Origin of the sequence: Sphaerisporangium rubeum, assembly GCF_014207705.1 — a bacterium.
GTDB lineage: Bacteria > Actinomycetota > Actinomycetes > Streptosporangiales > Streptosporangiaceae > Sphaerisporangium > Sphaerisporangium rubeum.
On record NZ_JACHIU010000001.1, the window covers coordinates 3,696,358 to 3,711,417 of the forward strand.

Annotated in this window: 12 protein-coding genes and 1 pseudogene; 4 read left to right on the plus strand and 9 right to left on the minus strand. The window is 70.7% G+C overall.

The window, feature by feature from the left end; translation table 11 throughout:
- Nucleotides 1–141: 141 nt before the first annotated feature.
- Nucleotides 142–1,092 (plus strand): PLP-dependent cysteine synthase family protein, encoded by a 951-nt coding sequence (locus tag BJ992_RS15990; protein ID WP_184981764.1) that lies wholly within the window; start codon nt 142–144, stop codon nt 1,090–1,092.
- Nucleotides 1,093–1,128: 36 nt separating this feature from the next.
- On the opposite strand, the gene BJ992_RS15995 is transcribed toward BJ992_RS15990, so the two are convergent.
- The 5 genes and pseudogenes from BJ992_RS15995 to chvE all read right to left on the minus strand — a co-directional run bounded on the left by BJ992_RS15995 (nt 1,129) and on the right by chvE (nt 7,690).
- Nucleotides 1,129–2,460: an MFS transporter gene (locus tag BJ992_RS15995; RefSeq protein ID WP_221474841.1), complete on the minus strand. Its 1,332-nt coding sequence runs from the start codon at nt 2,458–2,460 to the stop codon at nt 1,129–1,131.
- A gap of 279 nt (nt 2,461–2,739) precedes the next feature.
- On the minus strand, nt 2,740–3,552 hold the full coding sequence (locus BJ992_RS16000) for a hypothetical protein (RefSeq protein WP_184981766.1): 813 nt from the start codon (nt 3,550–3,552) through the stop codon (nt 2,740–2,742).
- Nucleotides 3,553–3,680: 128 nt separating this feature from the next.
- On the minus strand, nt 3,681–4,949 hold the full coding sequence (gene mmsB / locus BJ992_RS16005) for a multiple monosaccharide ABC transporter permease (protein ID WP_184981768.1): 1,269 nt from the start codon (nt 4,947–4,949) through the stop codon (nt 3,681–3,683).
- 5 nt (nt 4,950–4,954) lie between these two features.
- Nucleotides 4,955–6,412: pseudogene (mmsA, locus tag BJ992_RS16010) on the minus strand (multiple monosaccharide ABC transporter ATP-binding protein); the annotation flags it as partial.
- Nucleotides 6,413–6,547: 135 nt separating this feature from the next.
- A complete protein-coding gene (chvE, locus tag BJ992_RS16015; RefSeq protein WP_184981772.1) occupies nt 6,548–7,690 on the minus strand; it encodes a multiple monosaccharide ABC transporter substrate-binding protein in 1,143 nt (380 codons plus the stop codon).
- A 426-nt stretch (nt 7,691–8,116) separates the two neighbouring features.
- On the opposite strand from chvE, the gene BJ992_RS33795 reads away from it, so the two are divergent.
- Together BJ992_RS33795 and BJ992_RS16025 are read left to right on the plus strand one after the other, a co-directional pair.
- Nucleotides 8,117–8,857 (plus strand): lytic polysaccharide monooxygenase, encoded by a 741-nt coding sequence (locus tag BJ992_RS33795; protein ID WP_184981774.1) that lies wholly within the window; start codon nt 8,117–8,119, stop codon nt 8,855–8,857.
- Nucleotides 8,858–9,097: 240 nt separating this feature from the next.
- Nucleotides 9,098–9,463 carry an ATP-binding protein gene (locus BJ992_RS16025; RefSeq protein WP_184981776.1) on the plus strand — a complete coding sequence of 122 codons (366 nt, stop codon included), beginning with the start codon at nt 9,098–9,100 and terminating at the stop codon, nt 9,461–9,463.
- A 19-nt stretch (nt 9,464–9,482) separates the two neighbouring features.
- Here the strand turns inward: BJ992_RS16025 and BJ992_RS16030 are convergent, their stop codons facing one another.
- Nucleotides 9,483–10,844 (minus strand): lysine N(6)-hydroxylase/L-ornithine N(5)-oxygenase family protein, encoded by a 1,362-nt coding sequence (locus BJ992_RS16030; protein WP_184981778.1) that lies wholly within the window; start codon nt 10,842–10,844, stop codon nt 9,483–9,485.
- A gap of 65 nt (nt 10,845–10,909) precedes the next feature.
- Here BJ992_RS16030 and BJ992_RS16035 point away from each other — a divergent pair, with 65 nt between their 5' ends.
- Nucleotides 10,910–11,857 (plus strand): methionyl-tRNA formyltransferase, encoded by a 948-nt coding sequence (locus BJ992_RS16035; protein WP_184981780.1) that lies wholly within the window; start codon nt 10,910–10,912, stop codon nt 11,855–11,857.
- A 13-nt stretch (nt 11,858–11,870) separates the two neighbouring features.
- Here BJ992_RS16035 and BJ992_RS16040 read toward each other — a convergent pair whose 3' ends face one another.
- Genes BJ992_RS16040 through BJ992_RS16050 form a run of 3 tightly spaced genes read right to left on the minus strand, consistent with a single transcriptional unit; the run spans nt 11,871 to nt 14,872 of the window.
- On the minus strand, nt 11,871–12,722 hold the full coding sequence (locus BJ992_RS16040; protein WP_184981782.1) for an ABC transporter ATP-binding protein: 852 nt from the start codon (nt 12,720–12,722) through the stop codon (nt 11,871–11,873).
- A 3-nt stretch (nt 12,723–12,725) separates the two neighbouring features.
- On the minus strand, nt 12,726–13,814 hold the full coding sequence (locus BJ992_RS16045) for a FecCD family ABC transporter permease (protein ID WP_184981783.1): 1,089 nt from the start codon (nt 13,812–13,814) through the stop codon (nt 12,726–12,728).
- A 2-nt stretch (nt 13,815–13,816) separates the two neighbouring features.
- On the minus strand, nt 13,817–14,872 hold the full coding sequence (locus BJ992_RS16050) for a FecCD family ABC transporter permease (RefSeq protein WP_221474842.1): 1,056 nt from the start codon (nt 14,870–14,872) through the stop codon (nt 13,817–13,819).
- Nucleotides 14,873–15,060: the final 188 nt, after the last annotated feature.

Genomic DNA, 15,060 nt, shown 5'->3' on the forward strand with positions numbered 1-15,060 from the left:
GTCGCGAAGCACCCAAGGGCCACGTCACGTCGGCGCGGAGATCGTCGAGCCGGCGAGCCGAAGCTGTGAGCCGTTTTCTCCTATAACGAACTTACTTTGTAAAGGCGATCGCTGAGGAGCGATTTCTGTAAGACTCGCTCAATGGCCTGGAAAACCGAAGCACTGGACAAGCTACGACCAGGACCCCCGACACCACTGGTGAAGTTCCCCCTCGACGTGCCGGGGGTCCGGCTGCTGCTCAAGGACGAGTCGGCGCATTCGACAGGGAGCCTGCGGCATCGGCATGCCGGAGCGCTGTTCCGGCAGGCGGTGCTTGACGGGTTCGTCACCGAGGGGACTACCGTCGTGGAGGCGACCGGGGGGAACGCGGCGGTGGCGCAGGCGTGGTTCGCGCGGCTGATCGGGGTGCCGTACGTGGCCGTGATGCCGGGAGAGTACAGCGCGGCGCGGGCCCGGCCGGTGGAGGAACTGGGGGGACGGTGCCGGTTCGTCACGCCTCCACTCGCCATCTACGACGAGGCGCGGCGGGCCGGTGGTCACTTCCTCGACATGTTCGGCCGCGCGACGCCTCACGACCTGGCCGGGGAGCTGTTCGCGCAGGTGCGTCCCGCCTGGGTGGTGACGGGGGTGCACACCGGGGCGACGTCGGCCACGGTCGGTGAGTGGATCCGCGACCACGACCTTCATGGCGAGATCAGGCTGGCGGTGGCCGACCCGGAGAATTCCGCCTACTTCCCCGGCTGGACCCTGGACGTCCCCGACTACGGCACCGGCATGCCGAGCCGCATCGAAGGGGCCGGCCGGCCGAGGATCGAGCCGGGTTTCCGGCCCGATCTCGTCGACCTCGTCATCCCGGTCCCCGACACCGCGTCCGTCGCCGCGGCCCGGCGGGTCAGGACGGTCACCGGCCTGCCTGTCGGCGCTTCCACCGGCACCGCCGTGCACGCCGCTCTGACCCTGGTGGACCGGATGGCGGCACGCGGCGAGACCGGCACCGTGGTCACCCTGATCGGCGACGCGCACCCGCGCCACCTGACCACGTACCACGACGACGCCTGGGCCGCGAGCAGGGGCCTTCTCGCCGGCCGGTGAGCCGGTCTCGTCCAGGAACCCCGTGCGTTCCGTCGGTCAGACATGAGGCGGGGACGCGACGCTCTGAGACGGCGGCACCGTCGTCGTTGTTCCTGTTCCGCCGCGGCGGAGCCAAAGGAAAGCGCCGGCGAGCAACACGGTGCCGCCGAGCAGCCAGGGAATCGGGCCGGGTGGCAGGACACCGACCAGCAGGCCGGTGGCGGCGCCGACCAGTTGCAGAGCGAGGGACTGGACGGACAACGCGGTGGCGCGGCCCGCGGCTGGGACGCGACGGTGCAGGAGGTCGTTCTCGTTGGGGCCCGCGGCGCCGAGGCCGAGGTACACCAGGCCGTAGCCGGTGGCCGCGAGAGCCGTCGCCGTGGCGCCGGTCGATGTCACGGTGACGCCGAGGAGCAGCACGCCGCAGGCGCTGCTCGCGAGTCCGGCGAGGACCGCGCGCTCGCCGCCGCGTGCGAGGCGTGCGACGAGCGGTGCGAGGTGGCTCCCGAGAGCGGAGCACAGGAAACCGGCGCAGGCGAGTGCGGCGAAGACGACCGCGCCGGACTCGGACGCGCCGGTCAATCCTGCGACGCGGCCCGGGGTGAGCAGTTCGATGGTGGCCAGTGCGCTGCCGACGGCCCCCGCGCTGAGCAGGACCCGGCGGACCAGCGTGTCGCGTGCGCCGAGCCGCAGCCCGCCTGCGACGGTGGCGGGAACGCCGCGCAGCACGCCGCGCAGAGTGGCCGCCGGCCGGGGTGGCTCACGAAGGGCCGTCAGCACGTACACGGTGAAGACGACTTCGAAGCAGGCTGCCAGCAGGAACGGGATCGACAGTGGCAGAACCAGCCCGGACGTCACCTCGCTCAGCCGTGTCCCGACGCCGGGACCGCTGGTCAGCAGCCAGGGGACGGCCCCGCCGAGCAGGGTGCCGGCGGCCAGCGCCGCCGACATCGCGGTGTTCCCCCGCGCCAGGCCGGTCCGCAGGTCGGCGTCGGGCCCAGAGTGCGCGTGGACGGTGTCGACGTACCAGGCTTCGGCCGGCCCGCTGGACAGGGCTCGGGCCGCTCCCATGAGCGTCAAGCCGCAGGTCAGCACCCAGGGTGTGGTGCCGAGCCCCTGGAGAAGAAATGCGGTGAGGTTCAACAGGCCGGCGGCGGCCAGGACGACCCGGCGGCCGAGGACGTCGGACAGACCGCCGGTGGGTAACTCCAGCACCACGGCGGTGAACGAGTGCGCGGCGATGAAGCCGGCGATGGCCGCCAGAGACATGCCGCGTTCGGTGAACAGCAGGATCGAGGGTGCGATGGCCAGCCCGGACGGAAGCCAGAAGAGCGCGCAGGCCGTGACATAGCGGCGCCGCGCGGTGCGCGCGGCCGGCGGCTCGCTCACGACGCGTCCTCGTCGGCGGCTGCCGATGAGGCGGAGCCTCGCTCGTACGATGCGAGGGGAGGCCCGGCGAGCAGGAAGACGACCTGCGTCGCACGTGGGTCGTCCGCATCGCGCATGGTCAGCTCCTTGGTCTTCGGTCGAGCACCTCCCGCGGCTCGGCGAGGGACTCGAAGGCGGCCGGAGCGGCAGGTCGGTTATATCGGACTGATCAATCCATTGTCCTGTTCCATGGTGGCCGGATCTTCTTCGTCGCCTGGACCGGCGCGGACGCACACGATGTCAGACGGTGTCCCGGCCGGTGAGGCGGCGCAGTTCCCGTACCTCTTCTTCGAGAGTCAGCCGTCGCTCGCGCTCTTTGCGCAGGTCGGTTTCGGCTTTTTCCCTGCGGAGTTCCTCCGAGCGGGCCCACTCCCAGCGGAGCTCGACCCATCGGTAGGCCAGGCGGACCCCCTGGTCCAGCAGGTCGATCTTGTCTTCGCGGGACCTGCGGAGCTTCTCACGCAGTTCGTCGATCTCCTGGCGCAGCAGGTCGCGCTCCTTCTCCAAGGCGGCCACGTCGGCCAGCAACCTGTCCCGGAGTTCGGTGTCGGCGCCGGCTTCCCGTGTCATCTGAGTGAGGCGGTCCTGCAGGTGGGTGATCCGGTCGTTGAGGTCGGCGAGTTGCTCTCTGGCACGTGCCAGCTGTTCACGCAGGGTCTGCTGTTGTCGCTCCTGTTCGCCGGCACGTGCGTCGAGGTCTTCCTGTACGGCCTCGGCGTCGGCGCTCGTGTGCACGTGCCGGAGGTCTGGTTCGCCCTCGGCGAGACGCCAGTCCGCCGGGGGAGCAGGCAGTGCCACCAGCCGCGGCTGGTGGCGCCATGGGTTCTCCAGTAGGCGCCGGAACCATTCCACGTCCCCGCCGAGTGCTCTGATCAGAGGCTCCAGGTGGCCCCATCCGGGAAGCACGCCGTCACGCAGGGCCGCGGACACCACGTCGGGGCCGATCTCGCCGCCGGTCCACTTGGCCAGGTCGCGTGCGGAGGGTTCGCCGCGCTCGTGGTGCAGGCGCCGGAGGTGGTACCGGAATATCCGCGAGGCGTCGTCCCGTTCCATGGCACTCCTCGTACCTGGGCCGCGAGGTCGCCTCATGATTGCAGCCGGCGCGGATCGCGCGCCGGGAAATGGTGACGGCCGCGGCCCCCACCCGTCGGGCTGGGGTCGCGGCCGTGTTCGTGGGGCCGTCAGCGGGTGGCGGTGCCGGAGCGGCGTTTGGTCCAGATGTCGAAGGCGACGGCGGCGAGGAGGACGATGCCTTTGACCAGCATCACTCGTTCGCTGGGGGAGCCGATGAGGCTCATGCCGTTGTTGATGACACCCATGATGAGGCCGCCGGTGATGGCGCCGACCACTTTGCCGACGCCGCCTTGGACGGCGGCGCCGCCGATGAAGGCGGCGGCGATGGCGTCGAGTTCGAAGCTGAAGCCGGCGGTGGGGCCGGCCTGGTTGAGGCGGCCGGCGAAGATGACGCCGGCCATGGCGGACAGGACCCCCATGTTGACGAAGATCCAGAAGACGACGGACTTGACGCGGACGCCGGACAGGACGGCGGCCTGCAGGTTGCCGCCTACGGCGTAGATGCGGCGGCCGAAGACCGAGCGGTTGGCCATCACCGAGTAGCCGAGGACCATGACGGCCAGCAGGACGAGGACCCAGGGGAGGTTCTTGAAGCGTGCGAGCTGGACGACGAGGAACAGGATGACGAACGCGCCGACGGCGAGCTTGGCGATGAAGGCGGGGAACGGGTCGACGCTCTGGCCGTAGCTGAGGCGGGCCGCGCGTGCGCGCCACTGCGCGGCGGACATGCCGGCGACGGCGATGAGGCCGACGATGAGGCTGAACAGGTCGGCGCCGCCGAGGGGGCCGAGGCCGATGTTGCCGAGGTAGCCGTCGGTGAAGCCGTTGGACAGGGTGCGTACGGCGTCGGGGAACGGGCCGATGCCCTGGTTGCCGAGCACGGTGAGGGTGAGCGCGCGGAACAGCAGCATGCCGGCGAGGGTGACGATGAACGACGGGATGCCGAAGTAGGCGATCCAGAAGCCCTGCCAGGCGCCGATGAGGCCGCCGACGACCAGGGTGACGAGCAGCGCGGCGGGCCACGGCACTCCGTAGTTCACCATCAGGACGGCCGACACGGCGCCGGTGACGGCGACCACAGAGCCGACCGACAGGTCGATGTGGCCGGCGATGATGATGAGGATCATCCCGACCGCGAGGATCAGGATGTAGGAGTTCTGCACGATGATGTTGGAGATGTTCTGCGGCTGCAGGAGCGCGCCGTCGGTGAGCACCGAGAACAGCGCCACGATCAGCGCGAACGCGATGTAGATGCCGCTCTGCCGCACGTTGATCGACAGGTTGCCGAGCCGCATGCGGCCCGGAGGACGTGTGTCGCCCTGTCCGCCGCCGTCCTGCGGCTCCACCGCGACACCCGTTGGCGAGACGCTGCTCATCGGGGTTACTCCTGTCCCATTGTCATGTATTGCATGAGGCGTTCCTGGGTGGCCTCCGCGCGGGGGACCTCACCGGTGACCCGGCCTTCGGACAGCGTGTAGATGCGGTCGCACAGGCCGAGCAGTTCGGGGAGCTCGGAGGAGATCACCAGTACCGCCTTGCCCTCGTCGGCGAGGCGGTTGATGATCGTGTAGATCTCGTACTTGGCGCCGACGTCGATGCCGCGGGTCGGTTCGTCGAGGATCAGCACGTCGGGGTCGGTGTAGATCCACTTGGACAGCACGACCTTCTGCTGGTTGCCGCCGCTGAGCTGGCCGACGACGCTGGCCACGCTCGGCGCCTTGATGTTCATGCTGCGGCGGTAGTCCTCGGCGACGCGGTACTCCTCGTTCTCGTTGACCCAGCCGCGCCGGCCGAGGCGGGCCAGGCCCGCGGCGGAGACGTTGCGCTTGATGTCCTCGATGAGGTTGAGGCCGTACCGTTTGCGGTCCTCGGTGGCGTACGCGATGCCGTGCTTGATGGCGTCCTGCACGCTGCGCAGCTCGATCTGGCGGCCGTCCTTGTAGACGCGGCCGGAGATGTTCACGCCGTACGCGCGGCCGAACAGGCTCATCGCGAGTTCGGTGCGGCCGGCACCCATGAGCCCGGCCAGGCCGACGATCTCGCCGCGGCGCAGCGTGAAGCCCGCGCCGGAGACGACCTTGCGGTCCGGCTGCGCGGGGCTGTACACGGTCCAGTCCTCGACGCGCAGGACCTCGTCGCCGATGTGCGGCTCGTGCGGGGGGAAGCGGTTCTCCAGGGCCCGGCCGACCATGCCGGCGATGATGCGGTCCTCGGTGACGCCGCCGGAGGCGGTGTCGAGGGTCTCGATGGTGCGGCCGTCGCGCAGCACGGTGATCGAGTCGGCGATGGCGATGATCTCGTTGAGCTTGTGCGAGATGATCACGCAGGTGATGCCCTGGTCGCGCAGGCCGCGCAGCAGGTCCAGCAGGTGCGCGGAGTCGTCGTCGTTGAGCGCGGCGGTGGGCTCGTCGAGGATGAGCAGCCGCACCTCCTTGGACAGCGCCTTGGCGATCTCGACGAGCTGCTGCTTGCCGACGCCGAGGTCGGAGATGGTGGTGGTGGGGCTCTCCCGCAGCCCGACCCGGGCCATCAGCGCGGCGGCGTCGCGGTTGGTGCGGTTCCAGTCGATGAAGCCGCGCCTGGACTGCTCGTTGCCGAGGAAGATGTTCTCGGCGACCGACAGCTGCGGGCACAGCGCCAGCTCCTGGTGGATGATGACGATCCCCGCGTGCTCGCTGTCCCGGATGCCGGAGAAACGGCTGATCTCGCCGTCGTACTCGATCTCGCCCTCATAGGTGCCGTGCGGGTACACCCCGGACAGCACCTTCATCAGCGTCGACTTCCCGGCGCCGTTCTCGCCGCAGATGGCGTGGATCTCACCGCGGCGCACGGACAGGCTCACGTCCTTGAGCGCCTTGACCCCAGGGAAGGTCTTGGTGATGTCCCGCATGCGAAGGATGTCATCGGTCATGTCTCACGTCCCCTCACGCGGGTCCCGGGGGTTCGGTCACCCCCGGGACCCTCCGGCGGATGCTCAGCCGCCGAGCTGCGCCGCGGTGTAGTAGCCGGCGTCGACCAGTTCCTTCTGGTAGTTGCTCTTGTCGACGATGACCGGCTCCAGCAGGTAGGACGGGACGACCTTGTTGCCGTTGTCGTAGTCGGTGGTGTTGTTCACCTCGGGCTTGCCGCCCTTGAGCACGGCGTCGGCCATCTTGACGGTGACCTCGGCCAGGTTGCGGGTGTCCTTGAAGATGGTGGAGTACTGCTCACCGGCGATGATCGACTTCACCGACGCGAGCTCGGCGTCCTGGCCGGTCACGATCGGGTACGGCTGGCCGGAGGTGCCGTAGCCGTTGCTCTTCAGGGCCGACAGGATGCCGATGGACAGGCCGTCGTACGGCGACAGCACACCGTCGACCTTGTCACCGCTGGTGTAGGTCTTGGTGAGGATGTCCTCCATGCGCTTCTGCGCGGTGGCGGGGTCCCAGCGCAGGATGGCGACCGTCTTGAAGTCGGTCTGGCCGCTCTTGACCTTGAGCACGCCGCTGTCGATGTACGGCTTGAGGATCGACATGGCGCCGTTGAAGAAGAAGGTGGCGTTGTTGTCGTCCGGCGAGCCGGCGAACAGCTCGATGTTGAAGGGGCCCTTCTCGCTGCCGTCGGTGCCGTCGGCGTTCTTGACCTTCAGGCCGACCAGCAGGGAGGTGGCCTGCTGCACGCCGACCTTGAAGTTGTCGAACGTCGCGTAGTAGTCGACGTTCGGGCTCTTGCGGATGAGCCGGTCGTAGGCGATGACCGGGATCTTGTTGTCGGCGGCCTGCTGGAGCTGCGAGGTGATCGCGGTGCCGTCGATCGAGGCGATGATCAGGAGCTTGGCTCCCTTGGTGATCTGGTTCTCGATCTGGTTGACCTGGGTCGGGATGTCGTTCTCGGCGTACTGCAGGTCGACCTTGTAGCCGAGCTTCTCCAGCTGGGACTTGACGTTGTCCCCGTCGTGGATCCAGCGTTCGGACGACTTGGTCGGCATGGTCACGCCGACGAGCGCGCCGGCCGCACCCGTACCCGCGGACGCGCTGTCAGCGCCGCCACCGCCGGTCTTCTCGCTCGATCCGCAGGCGGACATGGTGGCGGCGAGCGCGATGGCCGAGACCATCGTCGCGATCCGTCCAAGCCTCATGGTTGGTCTCCTAGCGAAGGGGAATGGCACGCGGCTCTCGCACGGAGGCCGGATGACGGCTGGGAACCCCCGTACCCAACCGCGACGGTCGTGCGTGTTCCGCACCTTGGTTGTGAAGTGTTATCGCTAACATTTGGCATGTCAACGCCAGCCGATAACGTCTCGGAAACAGTGGCTTAACGTACCGCTGACATGGTCGCCCGAGGTGAGGCCCCAGGCGGGGCGGCTCATGTTGAACGCTCTCACCCTGCTCCGACCTCGCACGATGGCCCTCCGCGACGGGCTGTTGGCGGCCGTGTACGGCCGGTGTCCGGCCGACCGGTGCCGCCGTCTTGACAGATGACCGGCGAAGCCCCGGCGCGGACTCTTTACTCTTAGGAAACTTTCTTTTAGATTAACGGCACCCCCAGCACAAGGAGTTCCGTTATGCGAAGAACGATCATGGTGGTGGCGACGGCCTTGCTCACTGCCGGGGTGACGGTGTTCTCCGCCGCCCCCGCACTCGCCCACGGGTACATCTCCTCGCCGCCGAGCAGGCAGGCCATGTGCGCGCAGGGCCGGGTCACCGGCTGCGGCGACATCATCTACGAACCGCAGAGCGTCGAAGGGCCGAAGGGCCAGCGCAACTGCCACGGCGGCGTCGCGCGGTTCTCCCAGCTCAGCGACGAGAGCAAGAACTGGCCCGCCACCTCGGTCGGCACCACGGTCACCTTCACCTGGACCCTCACCGCACGCCACGCCACCAGCACCTGGGAGTACTACATCGGCACCAGGCGTGTCGCGGTGTTCGACGACGGCGGACGCCAGCCCGGCGCCACCGTGCAGCACACCGTGAACCTGTCCGGCTTCGGCGGCAGGCAGAAGGTCCTCGCCATCTGGAACATCGCCGACACCGTCAACGCCTTCTACGCCTGCGTCGACCTGCAGGTCGGCGGAGGCGGCGGCCCCACCCCGTCCCCCTCTCCGGCCCCGTCGCCGACTCCGACCAGGACGCCGACCCCCACCCCCACCGTCACCGCACCGGCCGGCACGTGGGCCGCCGGCACCTACTACGCCGTCGGCGCGCAGGTCACCTACGCAGGCGTGCGGTACCGCTGCCTGCAGGCCCACACCGCGCTCACGGGCTGGGAGCCGCCGAACACCCCGGCTCTCTGGCAGCGCGTCTGACCCCTCCCGCCGGCACCGCCGACGAGACGGTGCCGGCCCGGCGCGTCCGGCAGTCTGTGAGACTCATGTGAACCCGTCGCGCAGGGTTCCCCGTGACGGCGTGACGGTGCATAATGCAAGTCCGATGACAGGCCACGATGCCGCCGGAGACGGGGGGCGCGCGGAGTGCTTCCGAACGATGGTGATGCGCGCCGCTCAGGCGGAAAAAGCGCGGAGACCCTTACGCTGACCACCCCACCGTTGCCGTCCGCGCCGCAGCAGGCCCGCGACATGGCGCTGTCCGCCGTGCTCGCCTGGTCGCTGCCCGTGGACCCCGACGAGCTGGCGCTGGTCACCGGTGAGCTGGTCGCCAACGCGGTGACCCACGCCGGCACGATGCTCGGGGTGCGCATCCGCACCCGGGACGGCGCCGCGGTCCGGGTCGAGGTCACCGACCGCGACGACCGGCCTCCCACGCTGTTCGCCCCCGGCGGCTCCGACGAGTCCCACTGGGGCCTGGTCGTCGTGGCGGCCATCGCGTCCCGCTGGGGGTACGAGCGCCTCACCACCGGCAAGGTGGTCTGGGCCGAGGTCGACTTCGCGGCCGAGCCGCTGACCGTCGCCTGAGACGATCATCCCCCGGCCGTCACGGCGCCGCCGGCGTGGTGACGCGCGCGCCGGCGCGGCGGGACAGCACCGAGTCGCGGATCTCGCCGGCGCGCACGGCCGTGGTGGACAGCAGCGTGGACGTCAGGCCGTGGGTGTGCTCGGTGCCGCCTTGCAGGTACAGGCCCGCGCGCACGCCGGGGGCCATCGCGACCCGGTGGTCGCGGCCCACGCGGACGGCGTCGTCCTCGTCGCGCAGGCACAGCTTGGCGGTCTCGCCGAGCAACGTGCCGATGTCCTGCGGCCGGTAGCCGGTGGCGTGCACCAGCAGGTCGGCCGTGAGCACGGTCCGCTTCCCGGTGGGGAGGTACTCGACGGTCACCTCCAGGTGGTCGTCGCGTTCGCGCACGTCGCGGATGCGGGACACGTTCAGCATGCGCAGGCGCTCGCGTCCGTGCACCTTCTCGCGGTAGGCGGTGGCGTACAGCGCCTCGATGAGGTCCATGTCCACCACCGAGTAGTTGGTGCTCCGGTGGTAGTCGTGCAACGACCGCTTCACCTGCGGCGGCGCGGCGAAGTACACGTCCACCGCCTCGGGGTCGAAGATGCGGTTGGCGAACGGGCTGTCGTCGGCGGGGGTGTAGCCGTACTTGGCGAACACCCCGCACACCTCGGCGTCGGTGAACGTGCGGTGCAGGTGGTCCACCGCCTCGGCGGCGCTCTGTCCCGCGCCGAGCACCAGCGCGCGGCGCACCGGCGTGCCTGACGCGGTGAGCTCGGCGACCCGCGGCACCAGTTCGCTGGTGTGCCACACGCGGTCCGACAGCACGGTGCCGGGAGGCACGTGCGGCTCCAGGCCGACGGCCACGCAGATGTCGCGCGCGCGGCGCACCGTGGTGCGGGACGGGTCGCGCGGGTCGCGGCTGACCACGTCGAACCACAGCGTCTCGCCGTCCGCGCCGGTGACCGGCTCCACGGCGACCACCTCGGCCCGGTACCGCGCCAGGTGCCGTACCCGCGCGGCGGCCCACGCGAAGTAGTCGTGGAACTCCGCGCGCAGCGGGAACAGCGTCTTCTGGTTGAGGAAGTCCACGAGCCGTCCGCGTTCGCGCAGGTAGCACAGGAAGCTGTAGCCGCTCGCCGGGTCGCGCATGGTGACCAGGTCCTTCAGGAACGACACCTGCATCGTCGCGTCGTCGATGAGCATGCCCCGGTGCCAGCCGAACGCCGGCTGCCGTTCCAGGAAGACGGCGTCGATGCGTTCGCCGCCGCCGGCGTTGTGCTCCTCGATCGCGATGGCGAGCGCCAGGTTGGACGGCCCGAAGCCGATCCCCAGGATGTCGTAGATGGTGCCGGGCTCACTGTCCGGTGTTTCCACATCGCCTCCCTCTGCGGACGACATGCTAGATAAGGTTAGCCTTACCTGACAAGGTCTCCAAGATCGCCCTCCTGAGGAGAGGAACCACCATGCGGGTCGCCATGTTCGGCTACCAGACCTGGGGTCACCGCACGCTGCGGGCCCTGCTGGACTCCGGCCACGAGGTGGTGCTCGTCGTCACCCACCCCGCGAGCGACCACGCCTACGAGCGCATCTGGGACGACTCGGTGGCCGATCTCGCCGCCGAGCACGGCCTGCCGGTCCTGCTGCGCGGCAGGCCCGGCGACGGCGAACTGCTCGCCGCGCTGCGCGACGCCGCGCCGGACGTCATCGTCGCCAACAACTGGCGCACGTGGCTGCCGCCGGAGATCTTCGACCTGCCGCCGCACGGCACCCTCAACGTGCACGACTCGCTGCTGCCGGCCTACGCGGGTTTCTCACCGCTCATCTGGGCCCTCATCAACGGCGAGAAGGAGGTCGGGGTCACCGCGCACCGCATGAACGCCGAACTCGACGCCGGCGACATCGTGCTCCAGCGCGCCGTGCCGGTGGGGCCGCACGACACCGCCGCCGACCTGTTCCACCGCACCGTGGACCTCATCGAGCCCATCGTGCGCGAGTCGCTCGACCTCATCGCGTCCGGCACGGCGGTGTGGACGCCGCAGGACCGCAGCCAGGCGAGCTTCTTCCACAAACGATCCGAGGAGGACAGCCGCATCGACTGGACCTGGCCCGCCGACGCGCTGGAACGCCTGGTGCGCGCGCAGTGCGACCCCTACCCCAACGCCTTCACCTACCACCGGGGCCGGCGCCTGCGCATCGTTTCGGCGGCCCTGTCCACGGCACGGTACGGCGGCACGCCTGGCCGGGTGTTCATCCGCGAAGGCGACGGGGTGGTCGTCGTCGCCGGCGCGGACGCGCGCACCGGGGAGCACCCCGGCCTGCTGGTGCGCCGCGTCCGCACCGACGACGGGGCTGAGCACGCCGCCGGCGACTACTTCCGCGCCATGGGGGACTACCTGACGCCGCGGCCCTGACGCGGCGCGCGGGTCATCGGCCGGCCGCGGCCTCGTGGTGGCGGCCGACCGGGATGACCAGCGGCGTTCCGCTGACCGGGTCGGTGGTGACCTGGCACCGCAGGCCGAAGACGTGCTCCACCGTCCCGGCGGTGACGACATCGGCCGGCGGGCCCTCGGCGACGACGCTCCCGTCCTTCATGGCGATGACGTGGTCGGCGTACCGGCAGGCGTGGTTCAGGTCGTGCAGCACCATCACGACGGTGCGGTTCTCCCGCCGGTTCAGGTCGGTCACCAGGTCCAGCACGTCGATCTGGTGCGCCAGGTCCAGGTACGTCGTCGGCTCGTCGAGCAGCAGCACCGGTGTCTCCTGCGCGACGGCCATCGCGATCCAGGCCCGCTGCCGCTGGCCGCCGGACAGCTCGTCCACCGGCCGGTCCGCCAGTTCGGTCAGCCCGGTCGCCGCCAGGGCCCCCCGCACGGCCTGCTCGTCGGCGCCGGACCACTGCCGCCACCAGGTCTGGTGCGGCGACCGTCCCCTGGTCACCAGGTCAACGACGGTCAGCCCCTCAGGCGCGACCGGGGCCTGCGGCAGGATGCCGAGCTGCCTGGCGAGTTCCCTGGTGGGGATGCGGTGCACGGCGCGGCCGTCCAGCCGTACGGCGCCGGCGCGCGGCGCGAGCAGCCGCGCGAGGGCCCGCAGCAGCGTCGACTTGCCGCAGGCGTTCGCGCCGACGATCGCCGTCACCCGGCCCGGTGGCACCAGCAGGTCCAGGTCCCGTACCACGACCCGGTCGTCGTAGGCGAGCCGCAGGCCCTCGGCCCGCAGGTCGGGCCCGGCGGGGAGGGGCCGCACGGGTGCGGGGGAGGTGGCGGGGATGGACATGGTTCAGCCTCCTGAGCCCGCGCGGTTGGCGCGGATGAGCAGCCAGAGCAGGACCGGTGCGCCGAGGACGCCGGTGACGATGCCGACCGGCACCTCGGCGCCGGGGACGATGGTGCGGGTGGCGAGGTCGGCGCCGAGGACCACCAGAGCGCCGGTCACCCCGGCGGTCACCGGCGGCGGCATGGCGGTGCCGGCCAGGCGCTGCGCGATCTGCGGCGCGGCGAGCGCGACGAACGCCACCGGGCCGGCGGCGGCGACACCGAACGCGACCAGCCCCACGGCGGCCAGCAGCAGCGCCAGGCGCGCCGGTTGCACGGCGACGCCGAGACCGGTGGCGACGTCGTCACCGAGCTGCAGCGTGCGCAGGTGCCGGGTGAGGGCCAGGGTCACCGGGAGCAGGACCACCAGGGCCAGCGCGAGCGGTACGGCCTCGTCGATGTCGCGGCCGTTGAGGTTGCCGACCAGCCAGCCGAGCGCGGCCTGCGCCTGGAATTTCCCGCCTCTGGCCACCAGGAAATCGGTGACGCTGGTGCAGATCCACGACACCCCGATGCCGACCAGGATGACGCGGTACCCGGTGGTGCCGCCGCGCCACGCCAGCGTGTACACCAGCACCGCCGTGAGCAGCGTGCCGAGCAGCGCGAGCGTCTGCGGGCCGAGGCCGCCGTCCCAGCCGAGCACGATGCTCGCCACCACCGCCGTCCCCGCTCCCTGGGTCAGGCCGATCATGTCGGGGCTGGCCAGGGGGTTGCGCGTCACGGTCTGGAACACCGCGCCTGACACGCCGAACGCGACCCCGGCCAGCAGGCCGACCAGCGCGCGCGGCAGCCGCAGTTCCCGCACCACCAGCAGCGTGCCGGGGTCGCCGACGCCGGCGAGCGCCTTCATGACCCCGGTGAGCGTGATCGGGTAGTCGCCGACCGCGACGTTCCAGCAGAACACCACGAACGTGACGGCCACCAGCGCCGCGCACACCAGCAGCAGCCGGGGCCGCAGCACACCGGACACCGGCGGGACCGCCACACGGAACGGCCGCGGCGCGAGGCCGCGTGCCGCGGTGACGGCGGCGCCGTCGGTACGGGGGTCCGGCATCGTCACACCTCCGCCAGCTTGCGCCTGCGGACCATCGCGATGAAGAACGGGCCGCCGATGAAGGCCATCAGCACACCGGCCTGGATCTCCGACGGCCTGGCGACGAGCCGGCCCGTGATGTCGGCGGCCAGCAGCAGGCACGGCGAGATGAGCGCCGCCAGCGGCAGCAGCCAGCGGTGGTCGGGTCCGATCCCGGCGCGCGTGGCGAGGACGCGCGCGACGTGCGGCACCACCAGGCCGATGAAGACGATGGGGCCGATGACCGCGACCGCGCCGCCGGTGAGCAACATGACGGCGGTCACCCCCTGCAGCCGTACCAGGCCGAGCCTGCGGCCGAGCGCGGTGGCGACGTCCTCACCGAGCGACAGGCTGTTCAGCGCCGGCGCGCACGCCATGGCGAGCACCGTGCCGGCCGCGAGGAACGGCAGGATGCGCCACACCACCCCGGCGTCCTGCGACGCGAGCGACCCGGCCGACCAGTAGCGGTACCGGTTGAGCGGCTCGGGGTCGGTCAGCACGATCGCGCCGGTCAGCGAGGACAGCAGCGCCGTGACGGCCACGCCGGCGAGCGCCAGCTTCACCGGGGTGAGCCCCGAGCGGCCGAGCCGTCCGAGCATGTACACGAACACGCTCGCGGCGAGCGCGCCGGCGAAGCCGAACCAGATGTAGCCGAACAGCGACCCGACGCCGAGCACCGTGATGGACAGCACGATGGCGAACGACGCGCCGGCGGTGACGCCGAGCACCCCGGGGTCGGCGAGCGGGTTGCGGGTCAGCGCCTGCATGAGCGCGCCGGACAGCCCGAGCGCGACACCGGCGGCGACGCCGAGCACGGTGCGCGGCACGCGGACCGACCAGACGACGTTCTCGGCGGCCTGTCCGCCGGGACCCGGCACGTGACCGGTGAGCGCCTGCACGACCTGGTCGAGCGGGATGGCGCGCGCGCCGAGCGCGAGCGACGCCAGGCACAGCGCGGCCAGTACGGCGCCGGTCAGCGCGACCAGGACGACGGGCCGGGCCCGCCGGCCGGCGGTCACCGGGGTGTCTCCACGTTCCAAGTTCCTTAGGTGAGGCAAGCCTTAACTGTAACGTCCGCCGGTGAGCGTGGACCAGCGCGGGGGAGGGCTGTAACTTAGGTAAACCTTACCTTAGTATGTGGGGCGATCATGGCTCGCCTGAGCTGTTTCGTCCGAATCTGGATGGCTCAGCAGAGCTGTTTCGTCCTACCTGGGAGGCGGGGGCACCT

Excerpts from the sequence above, each read along its gene's own strand:
- BJ992_RS15990 (WP_184981764.1), top strand. The coding sequence starts at position 142 with ATGGCCTGGAAAACCGAAGCACTGGACAAGCTACGACCAGGACCCCCG.
- BJ992_RS16000 (WP_184981766.1), bottom strand. The coding sequence starts at position 3,552 with ATGGAACGGGACGACGCCTCGCGGATATTCCGGTACCACCTCCGGCGC.
- mmsB (WP_184981768.1), bottom strand. The coding sequence starts at position 4,949 with ATGAGCAGCGTCTCGCCAACGGGTGTCGCGGTGGAGCCGCAGGACGGC.
- chvE (WP_184981772.1), bottom strand. The coding sequence starts at position 7,690 with ATGAGGCTTGGACGGATCGCGACGATGGTCTCGGCCATCGCGCTCGCC.
- BJ992_RS33795 (WP_184981774.1), top strand. The coding sequence starts at position 8,117 with ATGCGAAGAACGATCATGGTGGTGGCGACGGCCTTGCTCACTGCCGGG.
- BJ992_RS16030 (WP_184981778.1), bottom strand. The coding sequence starts at position 10,844 with ATGTCGTCCGCAGAGGGAGGCGATGTGGAAACACCGGACAGTGAGCCC.
- BJ992_RS16035 (WP_184981780.1), top strand. The coding sequence starts at position 10,910 with ATGCGGGTCGCCATGTTCGGCTACCAGACCTGGGGTCACCGCACGCTG.
- BJ992_RS16040 (WP_184981782.1), bottom strand. The coding sequence starts at position 12,722 with ATGTCCATCCCCGCCACCTCCCCCGCACCCGTGCGGCCCCTCCCCGCC.
- BJ992_RS16045 (WP_184981783.1), bottom strand. The coding sequence starts at position 13,814 with ATGCCGGACCCCCGTACCGACGGCGCCGCCGTCACCGCGGCACGCGGC.